Origin of the sequence: Acinetobacter sp. SM1B (assembly GCF_003289665.1) — a bacterium.
GTDB classification, from domain to species: domain Bacteria; phylum Pseudomonadota; class Gammaproteobacteria; order Pseudomonadales; family Moraxellaceae; genus Acinetobacter; species Acinetobacter schindleri.
This window is the reverse complement of record NZ_QMBM01000001.1, coordinates 753,312-766,971: the sequence shown is the minus strand read 5'-3', so window position 1 is coordinate 766,971 and position 13,660 is coordinate 753,312. Positions and strand designations below refer to the sequence as shown.

General features: G+C 42.9%; 17 protein-coding genes and 1 riboswitch. Of the genes, 11 read left to right on the top strand and 6 right to left on the bottom strand.

What is annotated here, in order from left to right:
* Positions 1-139 precede the first annotated feature (139 nt).
* The gene (panD, locus tag C8322_RS03640) at positions 140-520 is read left to right on the top strand and encodes an aspartate 1-decarboxylase (RefSeq protein WP_008307603.1); all 381 of its coding nucleotides are present in this window, start codon (positions 140-142) and stop codon (positions 518-520) included.
* Between the two features lie 71 nt (positions 521-591).
* Here the strand turns inward: panD and C8322_RS03635 are convergent, their stop codons facing one another.
* On the bottom strand, positions 592-1,176 hold the full coding sequence (locus C8322_RS03635; RefSeq protein WP_008307601.1) for a GDYXXLXY domain-containing protein: 585 nt from the start codon (positions 1,174-1,176) through the stop codon (positions 592-594).
* On the bottom strand, positions 1,173-2,978 hold the full coding sequence (locus tag C8322_RS03630) for a DUF2157 domain-containing protein (RefSeq protein ID WP_005222921.1): 1,806 nt from the start codon (positions 2,976-2,978) through the stop codon (positions 1,173-1,175). The genes C8322_RS03635 and C8322_RS03630 overlap by 4 nt, the downstream gene beginning before the upstream one ends.
* Before the next feature lie 170 nt (positions 2,979-3,148).
* A riboswitch (FMN riboswitch) is annotated at positions 3,149-3,303 on the top strand.
* Positions 3,304-3,409: 106 nt separating this feature from the next.
* Between C8322_RS03630 and ribB the strand changes: the two genes are divergently transcribed.
* On the top strand, positions 3,410-4,069 hold the full coding sequence (gene ribB / locus C8322_RS03625) for a 3,4-dihydroxy-2-butanone-4-phosphate synthase (protein WP_004814903.1): 660 nt from the start codon (positions 3,410-3,412) through the stop codon (positions 4,067-4,069).
* Positions 4,070-4,134: 65 nt separating this feature from the next.
* Here ribB and C8322_RS03620 read toward each other — a convergent pair whose 3' ends face one another.
* Both C8322_RS03620 and C8322_RS03615 read right to left on the bottom strand, forming a co-directional pair.
* Entirely contained in the window at positions 4,135-4,746 is a 612-nt protein-coding gene (locus C8322_RS03620; RefSeq protein WP_005222924.1) for a LysE family translocator, read from the bottom strand.
* A 44-nt stretch (positions 4,747-4,790) separates the two neighbouring features.
* Positions 4,791-5,279: a DUF1289 domain-containing protein gene (locus tag C8322_RS03615; RefSeq protein WP_005222926.1), complete on the bottom strand. Its 489-nt coding sequence runs from the start codon at positions 5,277-5,279 to the stop codon at positions 4,791-4,793.
* A gap of 188 nt (positions 5,280-5,467) precedes the next feature.
* Between C8322_RS03615 and C8322_RS03610 the strand changes: the two genes are divergently transcribed.
* The 5 genes from C8322_RS03610 (at position 5,468) to C8322_RS03590 (ending at position 8,667) form a co-directional block, all read left to right on the top strand.
* Complete coding sequence (locus C8322_RS03610; protein ID WP_004814900.1) at positions 5,468-6,400, top strand: rhodanese-related sulfurtransferase; 933 nt, start codon at positions 5,468-5,470, stop codon at positions 6,398-6,400.
* A gap of 207 nt (positions 6,401-6,607) precedes the next feature.
* On the top strand, positions 6,608-6,886 hold the full coding sequence (locus tag C8322_RS03605; protein ID WP_004814898.1) for a hypothetical protein: 279 nt from the start codon (positions 6,608-6,610) through the stop codon (positions 6,884-6,886).
* An 84-nt stretch (positions 6,887-6,970) separates the two neighbouring features.
* The gene (locus C8322_RS03600) at positions 6,971-7,588 is read left to right on the top strand and encodes a DedA family protein (RefSeq protein ID WP_005222928.1); all 618 of its coding nucleotides are present in this window, start codon (positions 6,971-6,973) and stop codon (positions 7,586-7,588) included.
* Between the two features lie 30 nt (positions 7,589-7,618).
* Positions 7,619-8,041: an ABZJ_00895 family protein gene (locus C8322_RS03595; RefSeq protein ID WP_008307594.1), complete on the top strand. Its 423-nt coding sequence runs from the start codon at positions 7,619-7,621 to the stop codon at positions 8,039-8,041.
* Between the two features lie 185 nt (positions 8,042-8,226).
* Positions 8,227-8,667, top strand: coding sequence for an ABZJ_00895 family protein (locus C8322_RS03590; RefSeq protein WP_034593118.1), 441 nt, complete (start codon positions 8,227-8,229; stop codon positions 8,665-8,667).
* 79 nt (positions 8,668-8,746) lie between these two features.
* Here the strand turns inward: C8322_RS03590 and C8322_RS03585 are convergent, their stop codons facing one another.
* Both C8322_RS03585 and C8322_RS03580 read right to left on the bottom strand, forming a co-directional pair.
* Complete coding sequence (locus C8322_RS03585; protein WP_004814890.1) at positions 8,747-9,271, bottom strand: YecA family protein; 525 nt, start codon at positions 9,269-9,271, stop codon at positions 8,747-8,749.
* A gap of 72 nt (positions 9,272-9,343) precedes the next feature.
* Positions 9,344-9,550, bottom strand: coding sequence for a PA3496 family putative envelope integrity protein (locus tag C8322_RS03580; protein WP_004814888.1), 207 nt, complete (start codon positions 9,548-9,550; stop codon positions 9,344-9,346).
* 398 nt (positions 9,551-9,948) lie between these two features.
* On the opposite strand from C8322_RS03580, the gene rpoD reads away from it, so the two are divergent.
* The 4 genes from rpoD (at position 9,949) to C8322_RS03560 (ending at position 13,659) form a co-directional block, all read left to right on the top strand.
* Positions 9,949-11,835: an RNA polymerase sigma factor RpoD gene (gene rpoD, locus C8322_RS03575; protein WP_111810399.1), complete on the top strand. Its 1,887-nt coding sequence runs from the start codon at positions 9,949-9,951 to the stop codon at positions 11,833-11,835.
* 113 nt (positions 11,836-11,948) lie between these two features.
* Positions 11,949-12,236: a YbeD family protein gene (locus C8322_RS03570; protein WP_008307587.1), complete on the top strand. Its 288-nt coding sequence runs from the start codon at positions 11,949-11,951 to the stop codon at positions 12,234-12,236.
* Positions 12,237-12,390: 154 nt separating this feature from the next.
* The gene (lipB, locus tag C8322_RS03565; RefSeq protein ID WP_008307585.1) at positions 12,391-13,050 is read left to right on the top strand and encodes a lipoyl(octanoyl) transferase LipB; all 660 of its coding nucleotides are present in this window, start codon (positions 12,391-12,393) and stop codon (positions 13,048-13,050) included.
* 75 nt (positions 13,051-13,125) lie between these two features.
* Complete coding sequence (locus tag C8322_RS03560; RefSeq protein ID WP_005222934.1) at positions 13,126-13,659, top strand: hypothetical protein; 534 nt, start codon at positions 13,126-13,128, stop codon at positions 13,657-13,659.
* The last annotated feature ends 1 nt before the right edge of the window (position 13,660 follow it).

Sequence of the window (13,660 nt, the reverse complement as noted above, 5' to 3'; positions counted from 1 at the left end):
TATAAATTGTTGAATAATCTTTCTTGCCATCTTACGCATTTCAGAGCAAAATGCGTTTGCTCGATTGTTCACCATACAGCAAGCAAGATTGATTTAACCAAATGATCAAACTCTTAGGTCAACTCAGGGGACGCTAGCCATGCTATCTCGTTTATTAAAATGCAAAATTCACCGTGCTCACGTTACACATGCAGAACTACACTATGAAGGTTCATGTGCAATTGATGGCGTTTTGATGGATTTGGCTGGCATTCGTGAATACGAAGAAATTCATGTGTGGAACGTGACCAATGGTAAACGTTTTGCAACTTATGCAATTCGTGGCGAAGACAATTCAGGCATCATTTCAGTGAATGGTGGTGCTGCGCATCAGGCTGATGTTGGTGATATCGTAATTATTGCTACATTCGGTGATTTCACTGAAGCTGAAGCAAATGCCCACAAACCACGCCTTGTCTATGCAAATCCAGACAACACGGTGAACCACACAGCGAACTGTATTCCTGTGCAAGTAGCTTAAGTCCAAGATTTTAAAAAGCCCGCAATATGCGGGCTTTTTTATTGAAAAATACTTCTAAAAATAAACCTTAATTAACTGCCCTGTACCCAGTCTTTTTGGCTTTCGCAATTTAAAGCTCGCAGATTCTGATCTACCAGATTCGCCAATAAAGCCTGTCCATTATCTTTAACTTTAATCTCGGCATATTTTGCGTTGTGATAGCATGGCTCCAATCCTTCTGCAAACAGAAAGCTATTCGCTGCCGGATATAAATTGGCCAATCGGTTGGAAGGATTTTTTAGAAGCAAACGCGCGGAAGTTCCCTGATGAGTTTTTAAAAGATTTTCATCCAAGCTGGTTTGAATCACACGATGCTGATCATCTAGCTGCACATAGCTTAAAAGATGTGTCTGATCCTGAATACGCTTTTCTAAGGCTGCAATTTTCTTATCCGCTAAACCACCCTCTTCTCCACGGTCAGCTTCAGCATCACCCTCGAAATGCAGCTCATAATTCAGTGCCATATAATCGCCTTGCAAGATTGAGCGCGGATCGACCGGAGCAAGCTCAACAAAGATGGACTGGCTGTTCGCTAAATGATGTTCATGTTTGAGGATCAGCCCCACAAAGATCAGAATACTGAATCCGGCCAGAATCAGAGGAAGAAACTTTTTCATGCAGTTTCCTCCTGACCAGATCTAATCCTTACCTGCTTTAAGCCATAGACCATGCACCAAACCATGAGACCTGAGATGAAAATCGTGAGGCTCTTTACCAGGAAACTCAGCCCCAGATTGTAATACAGCATCCATAACCAAAAGATCAGCAATAAAATCGATAGGGCTTGAATCATTCGTTGCTGATAGACTACAGCCCAAGCCATGAGCAGCATAATGATAAAAATTTCAAAATAGCCCAACAGGATCAGTAATAAACCCAGAACCGGAATTAACCACAGCCATTTTTCAGAAAATTGTTGCCAGTTTTGCCAAATAAAACTGAACAACAATAAGCTCGGAAGAATATAAAACAGCAGAATTTGGTCAAAGCTGATCTGTCCGATGCTCTGCCAGTGCTCTAATCCGGTTACCGCCTGAACCACCGCTGAACCTGTCAGCATGGCAATCATCCAGAGAAAGATACTTTTCTGATAATGCGAAGATTGCCAATAATGAGCTGTTAGGAATAGTCCGATGAAAATGACATAGTTCAAGCTGGGTATGATACTGATCACGATATCATCATGTTTAAAAGAATTTTCTAAGATCAGAACCACGATTGCTAATGCATGGGTAATCAGCAGCTGCAGGGTCAAAATAGACCAGTGCATCCGTTTGATGATAGTAAGCCCCAGTATTAATAATTGCAGCAGCAAGACTACAACCATACTGTCGGTGAGCAGTTCTGTATGAATTAAAACTGCTGCCTGACCACAGATCCATAAGCAATAGGCAAACTGGCGCATAAAAACTGAAAGCTGCTGACCCTGCAGTTTCCAGGCGATGCCTATAAAGATGATCCCCATTAAGATTGAAAATGCTTCCCAGTAAGTCAGTAACAGGACTGCAAGAATAATCCCGGAAATCCAGGCACCGAGTGCCAGAGGAATCACGGAGAATTTGGTTTGTGGAAAAATTCTATTTAAAGCAAAACTGATTAAGGCAAACCAGCCAAAAATCAGCACAGCCAGCATAAATAGCCCAGCAGCTGAATTGGTCAGTTGATTTTCAACCAGTTCAAATACCCATAAGCTCACACTGGCAGCCAAACCTGCAATGAGAAGAATGGCTTCTAGCGCCTGATGTTTCCTATAAAAATAAAATGCGGCACCTGTCGGTAAAACAACTGAAGAAGCTAAATAGATCAGCTTAAAGTGATGGGTAAACTGCATCATGCTGCTGATCGAAATCACGATCACAAATGTGATAAACAGAAAACGTAGCAGCGAGTAATAGCGCATGGCATACGCAAAGCTAAGTGCTGTCAGCAAATTTAGACCAAGCAAATACAACCCTTCTGCTCTTCCCATCCAGAAGCTCTGTTTAAAATACAGATACAACATCAGCTGGCTCACTACGCAAAGCATGACAAAAATGCCAATATTGAAGCGATAGAGCCATGGTAGGAGCAAGGCTGACCAGAGCAGAAATAACAGATAACTATCTGCGCCAGTTTGATAAATCTGCCCAATCACTGCCAGACTTAAACCCAGCATGAGACCAGATACCGTATCCAGACTCTGTCTCACCCATTCCTGCTGGTCGAAGTAAATACTTGCTGCTGCACTACAGAATAAAATCAGCATCGGGATTGCCAGCTGAACCGGATCCGGTAGCATCCACCAGTTCGCTGCCATTAAATACAGCAAACTGACCGTGATGAGTGCCAAGCCCAAGATTTTTAAATAACGTAGTACTTCTACATTGCAGAACAGCAAGGGCGAAAATTGATTATTTCGAATCAGCTCAGTTTTATGCATTGTTAGAATGATTGAAGGATTTCTAATCTTCCTCACACCATAGCATGTTTCCAGTATTTTGCTAAAAACTTGGGTAATTCAGATTATCTGTTTTGTTTATCTAAAATTCTGCAAATTACTTTCCATTTCAACCATCCCATTTTTTTAAAATCAGGACTATAATGATCCTACATCGCTTCAGGGCGGGGTGTGATTCCCCACCGGTGGTAATTTCAGCTTGTTATAATCAGGCTTGAATCAGCCCACGAGCGGTCAATTTCGATTGATCTGCAGATCTGGTGCAAATCCAGAGCCGACGGTATAGTCCGGATGAAAGAAGACGAAAGCAGCACCAAGGCTGTATGCCGTGCATACACCTGTTTTTGCTATAAGCCTATTTTCACTCAGTCCTGAAATGTTCAATCATATTTTTAGTTTAGGTGAGCATTTCAATGTCAAGTTTGATTCAACCCGAAATTTTCTTTTCTGCTTTAGCCCCTGCTGAACAACGTATCCTTCAGGCACTCGAAGATCTCCGCCAAGGCAAACCTGTCCTGGTCATGGATGATTTTGACCGTGAAAATGAAGCCGATCTGATTGTGGCAGCTGAAACTTTAACTGTAGAAACCATGGCGCGTATGATTCGTGATGGTTCAGGCATCGTTTGCTTATGTCTGACTGATGAGCTGGCAAATCATTTAGAGTTGCCACCAATGGTACAAGATAACTCTAGTCAGTTTAAAACTGCCTTTACTGTAAGTATCGAAGCAGCAGAGGGTGTAACAACCGGTGTTTCTGCCAAAGACCGCACGACTACAATTAAAACAGCGATTAAAGACGGGGCAGTTGCCAGTGATCTGAATCGTCCTGGTCATGTATTCCCATTACGCGCCCGTGAAGGTGGTGTCTTAACCCGGCGTGGTCATACTGAAGGTACTATTGACCTTGCGCGTCTGGCTGGTTTAAAACCTGCCGGCGTGTTGTGTGAACTGACTAATCCGGATGGCAGCATGGCTTCTGGTATTCAGGTTCTGTCATATGCACAGACGCATCAACTAATCGTAATTACTATTGACGAACTGGTAAAGTATCGCCAGCAACACAATATATAAGTCTATTTAAAAAGAAAATCCCGGCATTTGGTTCGGGATTTTTTGTGTCATGTATATTGATTGAATTAACTGAAGATGGAATAAATTCCATACAGTGCAACCATTAACAAGATCAAGCCGCATAGCCCCAGTAAATGCGGATAAAGCTGAGACCGAGATAATCGCTGAAACCCCAGATACACCAGTGACAGGGTGAGGAAATCCAGAACAATCCAGCTGATTGTCAGAATCACCAAGCTTAAATCGAGGTTTGGGCTAATGCCTATAAATTGCGGAAAAAAGGCGGCAAAGAAAATAATATCCTTGGGATTAGAAATACCTACCAGAAAACCGGTACGAAAGCCGCCCTGTACAGGCTGCAGGCTTTGTGGTCCAGTTGATCCCTGCCCTTGCCAGACTTCCCTGAAAATCTGAATTCCCAGCCAGGCAATATACAAACAGCCAAGTAGCTTAATGCCATTCAGCCAATTTTCGTTAACAACCAGAAGACCTTTTAGACTGAGAATGGATAAACCAATCAGAACCAGTGAGGCAAAGTTAGTCCCGAAAATAGTCTGCAAGGCATGCTTATAGCCGCCTTTGAGCCCGGCACTAGCGACCAGTAACATTACTGGCCCGGGTGTCGCGATCATGATTACTACGGCCAGACAATACAGCAGATATTCGGTAATATTCACCCCATTCCTCCTTGTCTAATATAGTCAGTATAAAAAAAGAGGACCTACTCGTCCTCTTCTTCCATCTGGATCAGATGCTGACTCATCCCATCAGCACGCAAGAATGCCAGATCATAACTGGCTTTTGCCAATGCCAATACTCGACGTTCAAATTCATCCCAAATCGGACGTACCTGTTTGTAATGAATGCCTAGGCCACTCTCATCAGTCAAATGCCGGTTTTTTTCACACAATTTTAATGCATGATAGAGCTTACGCCCTTTACTGGCATCATCACGCAACCGCACCCGCTTGGACAATACAAATTTCTCGACATGGGCCATATCTGCCAGAGGCAGCATCGGGACTAGAATCTGATCAAGTTGAGCATCCAGACGTTGCCATACTGCGTTATGCTGTTCAGCCGTATAGGTATTCCACTGAATCACTTCATGATTAAAACGGCGACAACCGCGACATACCGCATCACCAAATACGGTCGAGCAACGCCCTGCACATGGGGTTAAAGATGCAATACGACGATCTGAACTCAAAACTTACTCCAACATTGCTGATCATTTCAGCACAGGCAGGTCTGTAATAATACCGGGTCGGGCAAGACTATACACGCTCTCCTGCATGAATTGAAGTCCCTATAAATGCTATGGGTTTTACTCGCATAATCATGCAAATCACGTTAAAATGTGCGCCTTTCAAATATCATGCTACGTTGGAGTATTCCATGAACGCTACTGTAGAACAGCTTGCACCTGTAGAACAGCAAGCGACGACTGGTTGGGTTGTTGCCGCACTTTATCAATTTAAGGAAGTTCAAGACCCCGCAGGTCTTCAGCAACGCCTCCTTGACCTGGTAAAAACCATCGACCTTTGCGGTACTCTAATTGTGGCAGGCGAAGGCATTAACGGTACCGTTGCAGGTAACCGTGAAGCCATCGACAAAGTACATCAGTTCCTTCTAAACGAAGGCTTCAACGAAATGGAATACAAGGAGTCTCATAGCTCTGACAAGCCATTCCGTAAAATGAAGATCAAACTGAAGAAAGAAATCGTGACGTTAGGGGTACCTGTTAAGCCACGTGATCTTGTCGGTCATTACCTTGATCCTAAAGAATGGAACGAGCTGATTGCGCGTGATGACGTGATTCTGGTCGATACCCGTAATGACTACGAATACAAGGCCGGTACATTTAAGGGTGCGATTGACCCGAAAACTGAAACTTTCCGCGAATTCCCGGAATACGTAAAACAGAATCTGGAACAGCACAAAGACAAGAAAATTGCCATGTTCTGTACAGGCGGGATCCGCTGTGAAAAATCAACCTCTTTACTTCTTCAAGAAGGCTTTACTGAGGTTTATCACCTGAAAGGTGGTATTTTGAAATATCTGGAAGAAACCCCACCAGAAGAGAGTCTATGGGAAGGTGAATGTTTCGTATTTGATGGCCGTACTGCCGTGACTCACGGTATGGAAGAAGGTCAAAATACTAAATGTCATGCATGTGGCTGGCCACTCACTCCCGAGGAAGCAGCCTTACCAAGCTATGAACACGGTGTATCTTGTGTGTACTGTATTGACAAAACAACTGAGAAGCAAAAAGAAGGCTTCCGTATGCGCCAGTCACAAATCCTCGCTGCAAAACGTAAACGTTTATAATGTGTAGAATGTAACTAGATGTATACAAGCCCTCATTTGAGGGCTTTTTTTTTTACACAAACTTCACAATCTAAATAAAAATCTCAACACGCTTTTACCAAGATTCCCCTTTAAAAAGAAAAAGTCTTGATAATCTATATACAGTAATCATTTTCCACCTAAGTGTTTAATTACTAAATATATTTTTTATATGAAAAGGAACACAAAATGGCAAAATCCTACGCAAAATATGAAGATAATATTGTTCAGTTTCAACGCAAGGATCAAGTAAAAGTACAGCGGACTGTTGAAGTCATGGACCAGCTGGAACATGAATCACATCTTTTTATTGTTGTGCTAGGAACTGTTATTGGTGCGATCTTAGCGCTATTTATTGGCTATCACATCAACACTGGCATCGTGCAATTTTTGCTATTAAGTATATTGCCAGTATTCAGTGCCTATCTGCTGCGTCGAGTTTATATCTATACCCTCACGCATAGCTGATTTGTGCGATCTACAATTTATCTACTTTACCCATTCTGGAATACTCCGTAGGATAAAAGCAGTATTTTCAATTAACTGCTGCTTATGAATCTAACTGACTGGATTATTTCTATTATGGAACAGCTGGGCTATTGGGGTATTGCCCTGCTCATGTTCCTCGACAATGTCTTCCCGCCTATTCCCTCTGAAATCATTATGCCATCTGCGGGCTATTCCGCGTCCCAAGGTCAATTAGTACTGGTCGGCGTGATCATTGCGGGTTGCCTCGGCTCCCTGCTGGCTGCTGCCTTACTTTACTGGATTGGTTATAAATTCAGTCATGAATCGATTTTCAGATTTGTCGACCGCTATGGTAAATATCTGTTTATTAAATCTGATGATGTAAAAAAATCTTTAGCATGGTTCGAGCAGTATGGTCATCGCATTGTTTTTGTTGGACGTATGATTCCCGCAGTGCGCTCCCTGATCAGTATTCCTGCTGGAATGAGTCGTATGCCCTTCTGGAAATTCATGTTTTATAGCAGCTTGGGAACAATCATCTGGACGACTTTTCTGGCCTGTATTGGATTTTATTTCGGCGAAAATCAGAACTTGATGCATCAGATTTTTAGCAAGGTCAGTTATATCATTATTGCAATTGTAGCGATTATTATCGGCTGGGTTCTGTACCGTAGACATCAACGCAAAAATCGTCCATCCTGAATAGTAAGTCCTGTTAAGGAGGCCAGAACGATGTCGCATTATCTTAAATATTTTGCAGCCGTTTATCTTGCCTTACTGGTTTTGGTTGGCATGATTGTGTATTGGTTAAACTTGGGTGCCATTATTTTCATTCCTGCATTAATTGCAGCAGCATTCTTGAGTGCCCGGCATTTTGTGCATAAGGAACTGCGTGTCCCTGACGCCAAGGAAAAAAATACCTTGGTCTGGGGCTCTACCATTATTGCCATGAGCCTTGGCTTTATTTTTATCTTGGTGATGATCTGGCTGCACCCTTATACCGAGGAAATTCTGCGCCGAATGAATTATACAGGCCGAGGCCCAAATTCATTTATTGTCGCTGCCTTGATTGCCTTGCATGCTGCCCTGTTTCATGTCGCCTATCATGGCTATACCCACTATAGCTTGGCTAAACAGCCAAAGAAACATGCTTAATTTCAATCGAGTTCAAATCATGTCACGTGATCCTTCTATGCTTCACGTGACATTCGTCGTATTCTTTTAATTTATCTTGCCGAATATTCGAGCAAATTATTAAAATAAACAAACTTGTTGGTATAGCTTTTCCCATTTTCAACCACACAAGCAACAACAATAAAAACACAATATTCGAGATAAAAATGATGATTAAAAAATATTTTGGCTATTTCACTATAGTTTATCTGGTCGCGATTCTGATTGTCGCTGGTTTAAATATGTTTATCGATTTGCCTGGCAGCAGCACTGCCATCCCGGCATTATTCGGTGCAGGGGCAGCGGCAGCGATCAAATTTGTTCAGGATCAACAGCGTCTACCAAGTGCTATAGAGAAAAAACAGTTAATTTGGGGGTGTCTAGGCATTAGCGTACTCATTGGCTTGATCTTATCCTTGTCAATATTGGGTATTGCAGAACAACGGGAAATTATCCTCGGTATGCTGGAATCTTTATCTTTTGGCATCTGGATAAGCGTATTGCTGCTAGGCTTGGCGATTCAATATGTTGTCCTTGCCTTATGTTTCGGCTGGATGAGTAAAAGCGCTCTTAAGGGTTTGGAAGCAAAAAAACAGGCCAAGGAATAACTGCTTAGCTTAAAATTACAGATATAAAAAAAGCAAATATGAAAAAAGCACCCGAAGGTGCTTTTTTCATTTGGGAGAATTAATCTGGTGTATGATACATCAGGTACAATTCATTCAGGTTTTCTGGAATTTCTTCCGCAAGCTCGTCCATTAATTGGCCATTACGACGGAAAGTTTCCATTTGTGGATCTTCTTCGTCAATTCCACTGAAGACCATGATTGGCAGAGTTAAATCCACCAGTTGTTCTTCAAATTCTTCTGCAAACCATGCTTCTTCGTTCAGGAACATGGCATCAACAAAGCCTACACTCCAGTCACCAAGACTTGATTCGGTATCTGCTTCCTCGATTTCAAACGGGAAAGTGATGCCTTCTTCATTGGCCAAGCTTTGACGGATAGATTCCAGCCATACTTTAACCTGTTCGATGATTGCTGCTGGAACTTTTTTCTGATTGTTATCAAAAAGCTCATCCAGCCATCTGTCAAACTGCGGACCTACTGCAATTGCACACAGGAAACCGTGAGTTGCCGCGAAATCCAGACCATACTCATTTTGGTCGCCATCCAGATAGTCACTCAACAGGTCTAAATCTAAAGCACTCATCTAATATCCAAACTTAGAAATTCCGAAAGGCCTAGCATAGCATTTATTCAGGCCATGCTAAATCCGAATTGCTTAATCTTCGTCGTCGAAGTCATCGTCATCGTCGAAGTCATAGTCAAAATCTTTGAGTTCGCGCTCGAGGCGGCGTTGAGTCAACAGGTCATCAATCAAACGACGTTTTTCCAACGACTCTTTTGCGCTGAGCTTGCTGGAAGCCTCATCGAAGCTAACATCATCATCACCGTAGTTATCATCTAGTTCAAAATCTGTAGAAGACACTAAAACTACCTCATTGTGAAAAATGTAAAGGGTCCTAGGCGCTATTTATCTTGCCTAAAAATACTTGTCAAGTTTTATTTAAATTTTAGTATCTTAAAATTGTAATTAGGGCTTTTTTTCCAAGTAAATTGTATGGCATGATATAATCCACCCTGCGTCCTTATATTTTTTGACTATTATATTTTTGGTCAGATACAGATACGCCGGGGCTGGACTTGAAAATAACAAATTCATCCCCATCTTAAATTACTGAATTTCATTTTAAATATTTTGTCAGACAGCCTCGATGCTGAATAATCTGATGAAATATGTAGGCTATTCACTAAATTTAATGAGCTTAAGTCGTGCAGAGTTGTACGATTTTTTACTGTCACAGATTCAACGAAGAGTAAGCAAAGATGAGCGATATGACTTCCCCTACTTCGCAAGTAGCGGCTCTGATTAGCCGAGGCAAAGAACAAGGTTATTTAACCTTCGCTGAGGTTAACGATCATCTCCCGGACTCAATCACAGAAAGTGAACAGATTGAAGATATCATTCAGATGTTGAATGACGTCGGCATTCCGGTACATGATCGCGCGCCTGAATCTGATGATGCGATGTTTGAGGATACTGCAGAAGCTGCCGATGAAGTTGCAGAAGAAGAAGCTGCAGCAGTACTTGCATCTGTAGAAAATGAGCCAGGTCGTACAACTGACCCAGTACGTATGTATATGCGTGAAATGGGTACTGTTGAACTTTTAACGCGTGAAGGCGAAATCAGCATTGCAAAACGTATTGAAGAAGGGATCCGTGACGTTCTTCACTCCATTGCTTACTGGCCAAATGCCGTAGAAGTTGTACTACAAGAATACAAAGATTATGAAGCTGGCGAACGCCGCCTGGCCGACCTGCTTTCAGGTTATTTAGACCCTGAAACTGATGATGATATTCCAGAAGTGCTGGAAGAAGTCGCTGACATCGAAGAAGATGAAGAAGCAACTACCAAGTCAACCAAAGATGTAAAACTGGATGATGAGGAAGATGAAGAAGAGTCTGACAGTGATGACGATTCTGAAGGTGACTCAGGTCCAGATCCAGAAATCGCTAAAGTTCGTTTTGCTGAACTTTCAGATGCCTGGAAAAATACCAAGGCTGTTATTGAAAAGCATGGCCGCAACAGCAAAGAAGCAGAAGACGCACTGCAAGCTTTAGCTACTGTGTTCATGATGTTCAAGTTCACACCGCGCCTGTTCGATATCATTTCAGAAATGATTCGTGGTACCCACGACCAGATCCGTAGTGCAGAACGTGAAGTAATGCGTTATGCAGTCCGTCGTGGCCGCATGGACCGTACCCAGTTCCGTACTTCTTTTCCGGGTCAGGAATCTAATCCAGCCTGGTTAGATGAGCAAATTGCAAAAGCGCCTGCTGATCAAAAAGCTTATCTGGAAAAAGTACGTCCTGACGTGCTAGCATTCCAGCAAAAGATTGCGGACATTGAAAAAGAACTTGACCTGAAAGTTCGTGACATCAAAGACATCGCCAAGCGTATGGCGGTGGGTGAAGCGAAAGCGCGCCGTGCCAAGAAAGAAATGGTTGAAGCGAACTTACGTCTGGTCATTTCGATTGCGAAGAAATACACCAACCGTGGCTTGCAGTTCCTGGATCTGATTCAGGAAGGTAACATCGGTCTAATGAAAGCCGTGGACAAGTTTGAATACCGTCGCGGTTACAAGTTCTCGACTTATGCAACTTGGTGGATTCGTCAGGCGATTACCCGTTCAATCGCGGATCAGGCACGTACTATCCGTATTCCAGTTCACATGATCGAAACCATTAACAAGATCAACCGTGTATCTCGTCAATTGCTTCAGGAAATGGGCCGTGAACCGACTCCGGAAGAACTGGGCGAACGTCTGGAAATGGATGAAGTGAAGGTTCGCAAAGTACTTAAAATCGCCAAAGAACCGATTTCGATGGAAACACCGATCGGTGATGATGAAGATTCGCATTTGGGTGACTTCATTGAAGACAGCAACATCACCTCTCCTGTGGAGGCTGCAACGTCAGAAGGTCTGAAAGAAGCGACACGTGAAGTACTGGAAAACTTGACTGAACGTGAAGCGAAAGTCCTGAAAATGCGTTTTGGTATCGACATGCCAACTGACCATACTTTGGAAGAAGTAGGTAAGCAGTTCGACGTAACCCGTGAACGTATCCGTCAGATTGAAGCGAAAGCCTTACGTAAGCTGCGTCATCCTTCCCGTTCTGAACACCTGCGTTCATTCCTTGAGAATGATTAAGATTTGATGCTTGTTCTGGAGACTTGAAATTTGCTTCAGGGTCTCCATTTTAACTAGCCAAGACAGACCCAAACGCCTGCATGATTGCAGGCGTTTCAAATAAGGGGACTACCATGTTAGACCGTACACCTTCTCGCGAATTACAGGAACATCTCTGGGTGTTCCCGATGAACTATCCGATCAAACTGATTGGCCTTGCTGGTATTGAGTTGCATCAGGCCGTAAATGAGATCTTTGTAAAGCATTTTCCTGAATTTGATGGCAGTAAAATGACCGTTACGCCCTCACGTACAGGTAAATATCATTCGATCACTGCACAGCTCCGTTTTCTAGAACTGGAACAGGTTCATGCTGTTTATGCTGATCTGGCTGCTTGCCCCTTGATCAAAACTGCGCTTTAAGACAGCTCAGGCCATGATAAGAAACACGCTTCAGGGCGTGTTTTTTTATATCTGTAAATTGGTAATTGAGAATTACTGTGAATCACTCCCCTATCACGGCTTGAAATCATTATAATTATTGGCAGTATTTTTTATCTTTCCAAGGACGCACACTGTGACTGATGCGGTTCAAAAACCCTGCCTGATTATTCGTCAATATAATGACCTGACTCCCTACGAAGACCGCTTTCTGGAAATGAAAGCCCTGACTGAAAACCGTGATGAAAACACCCCGGATGAGTTGTGGATTTTGCAGCACTATGATGTCCTGACTCAAGGGCAAGCGGGTAAGCCGGAACATATTCTGATGTCATCCAATATTCCGGTAATTCAGACCGATCGTGGTGGTCAAGTGACCTGGCATGGTCCGGGCCAGCTGGTGGCGTATTTTATGTTTGATCTGAACCGTCTTGGCTGGAACGTCCGTACGCTGGTCTCCTATGTCGAAAACCTGATGATTGAGCTACTCAAAAAGTATGATATTGAAGCCTATGCCAAACCGGATGCACCCGGTGTCTATGTCAATGAACGGAAGATTGGTTCTCTCGGCTTTAAAATCCGTAAAGGTCGCAGCTATCATGGTCTTTCCTTGAATATTGACTGTGACCTGACAGGTTTCCATACCATCAATCCATGTGGCTATGCAGGACTGGAAATGGTCCGCATTAACGACTTGGTCAACAACCCGCCAAAATTTGCTGACTTGTGTGTCGAAATTATTGAAACTTTAACCAGCAGCGGTTACTTTAAGGACGTTAGCGTCGAGCAAAGATAAAGCCTTTGCATTTCAACAATAAATAAATTAGAGTAATTACTCTAAACAAATAATATTCCAGGTAGGGATCATCACGTGATTGCAACTAAATCCGTTAAACCTGCTTTGCAACAGGCCTATGTCAAACTCATGATGGATGTGATTGGCAGAGGCTTAGTCATGGCAAGCCAGGTCGATGAAGAAATCAAAAAGGAAGTTGCCCAGTTTCCGGCGAATTTCAGTCTTTCCATGAAAGTTTTCCCCCACGGCCCGGCATTTATTGCCCGGGTTACTGAAGAGAAGCAACTTGAACTCGTGAAATCTATGGACACTGCGCCTGACCTTACGATCACTTTTAAGCATCTGCATCATGCCTTTTTGGTCTTTTCATTCCAGGAAAGTACCTCACAGGCCTTTGCCCATGACCGCATGATTGCCGATGGTGATATCTCTTATGCTATTCGTCTGGTGCGTTGTCTGAATAAAATGGAAGCCTTGATTTTGCCGAAAATGGTGGCACAACTGGCTGTCAAAGAATATCCAAGTAATCTCAGCCTGAAAGAAAAATTAACTGAAGCAAGCAGCATCTATTTAAAAATTGCTCAATCTTATTTGAAACGGAGTGCCTAAC

What these genes read in the sequence shown, in the direction of transcription:
- panD (WP_008307603.1), top strand. Translation starts at nt 140, where the DNA reads ATGCTATCTCGTTTATTAAAATGCAAAATTCACCGTGCTCACGTTACA.
- C8322_RS03635 (WP_008307601.1), bottom strand. Translation starts at nt 1,176, where the DNA reads ATGAAAAAGTTTCTTCCTCTGATTCTGGCCGGATTCAGTATTCTGATC.
- C8322_RS03630 (WP_005222921.1), bottom strand. Translation starts at nt 2,978, where the DNA reads ATGCATAAAACTGAGCTGATTCGAAATAATCAATTTTCGCCCTTGCTG.
- ribB (WP_004814903.1), top strand. Translation starts at nt 3,410, where the DNA reads ATGTCAAGTTTGATTCAACCCGAAATTTTCTTTTCTGCTTTAGCCCCT.
- C8322_RS03610 (WP_004814900.1), top strand. Translation starts at nt 5,468, where the DNA reads ATGAACGCTACTGTAGAACAGCTTGCACCTGTAGAACAGCAAGCGACG.
- C8322_RS03605 (WP_004814898.1), top strand. Translation starts at nt 6,608, where the DNA reads ATGGCAAAATCCTACGCAAAATATGAAGATAATATTGTTCAGTTTCAA.
- C8322_RS03600 (WP_005222928.1), top strand. Translation starts at nt 6,971, where the DNA reads ATGAATCTAACTGACTGGATTATTTCTATTATGGAACAGCTGGGCTAT.
- C8322_RS03595 (WP_008307594.1), top strand. Translation starts at nt 7,619, where the DNA reads ATGTCGCATTATCTTAAATATTTTGCAGCCGTTTATCTTGCCTTACTG.
- C8322_RS03590 (WP_034593118.1), top strand. Translation starts at nt 8,227, where the DNA reads ATGATGATTAAAAAATATTTTGGCTATTTCACTATAGTTTATCTGGTC.
- C8322_RS03585 (WP_004814890.1), bottom strand. Translation starts at nt 9,271, where the DNA reads ATGAGTGCTTTAGATTTAGACCTGTTGAGTGACTATCTGGATGGCGAC.
- rpoD (WP_111810399.1), top strand. Translation starts at nt 9,949, where the DNA reads ATGAGCGATATGACTTCCCCTACTTCGCAAGTAGCGGCTCTGATTAGC.
- C8322_RS03570 (WP_008307587.1), top strand. Translation starts at nt 11,949, where the DNA reads ATGTTAGACCGTACACCTTCTCGCGAATTACAGGAACATCTCTGGGTG.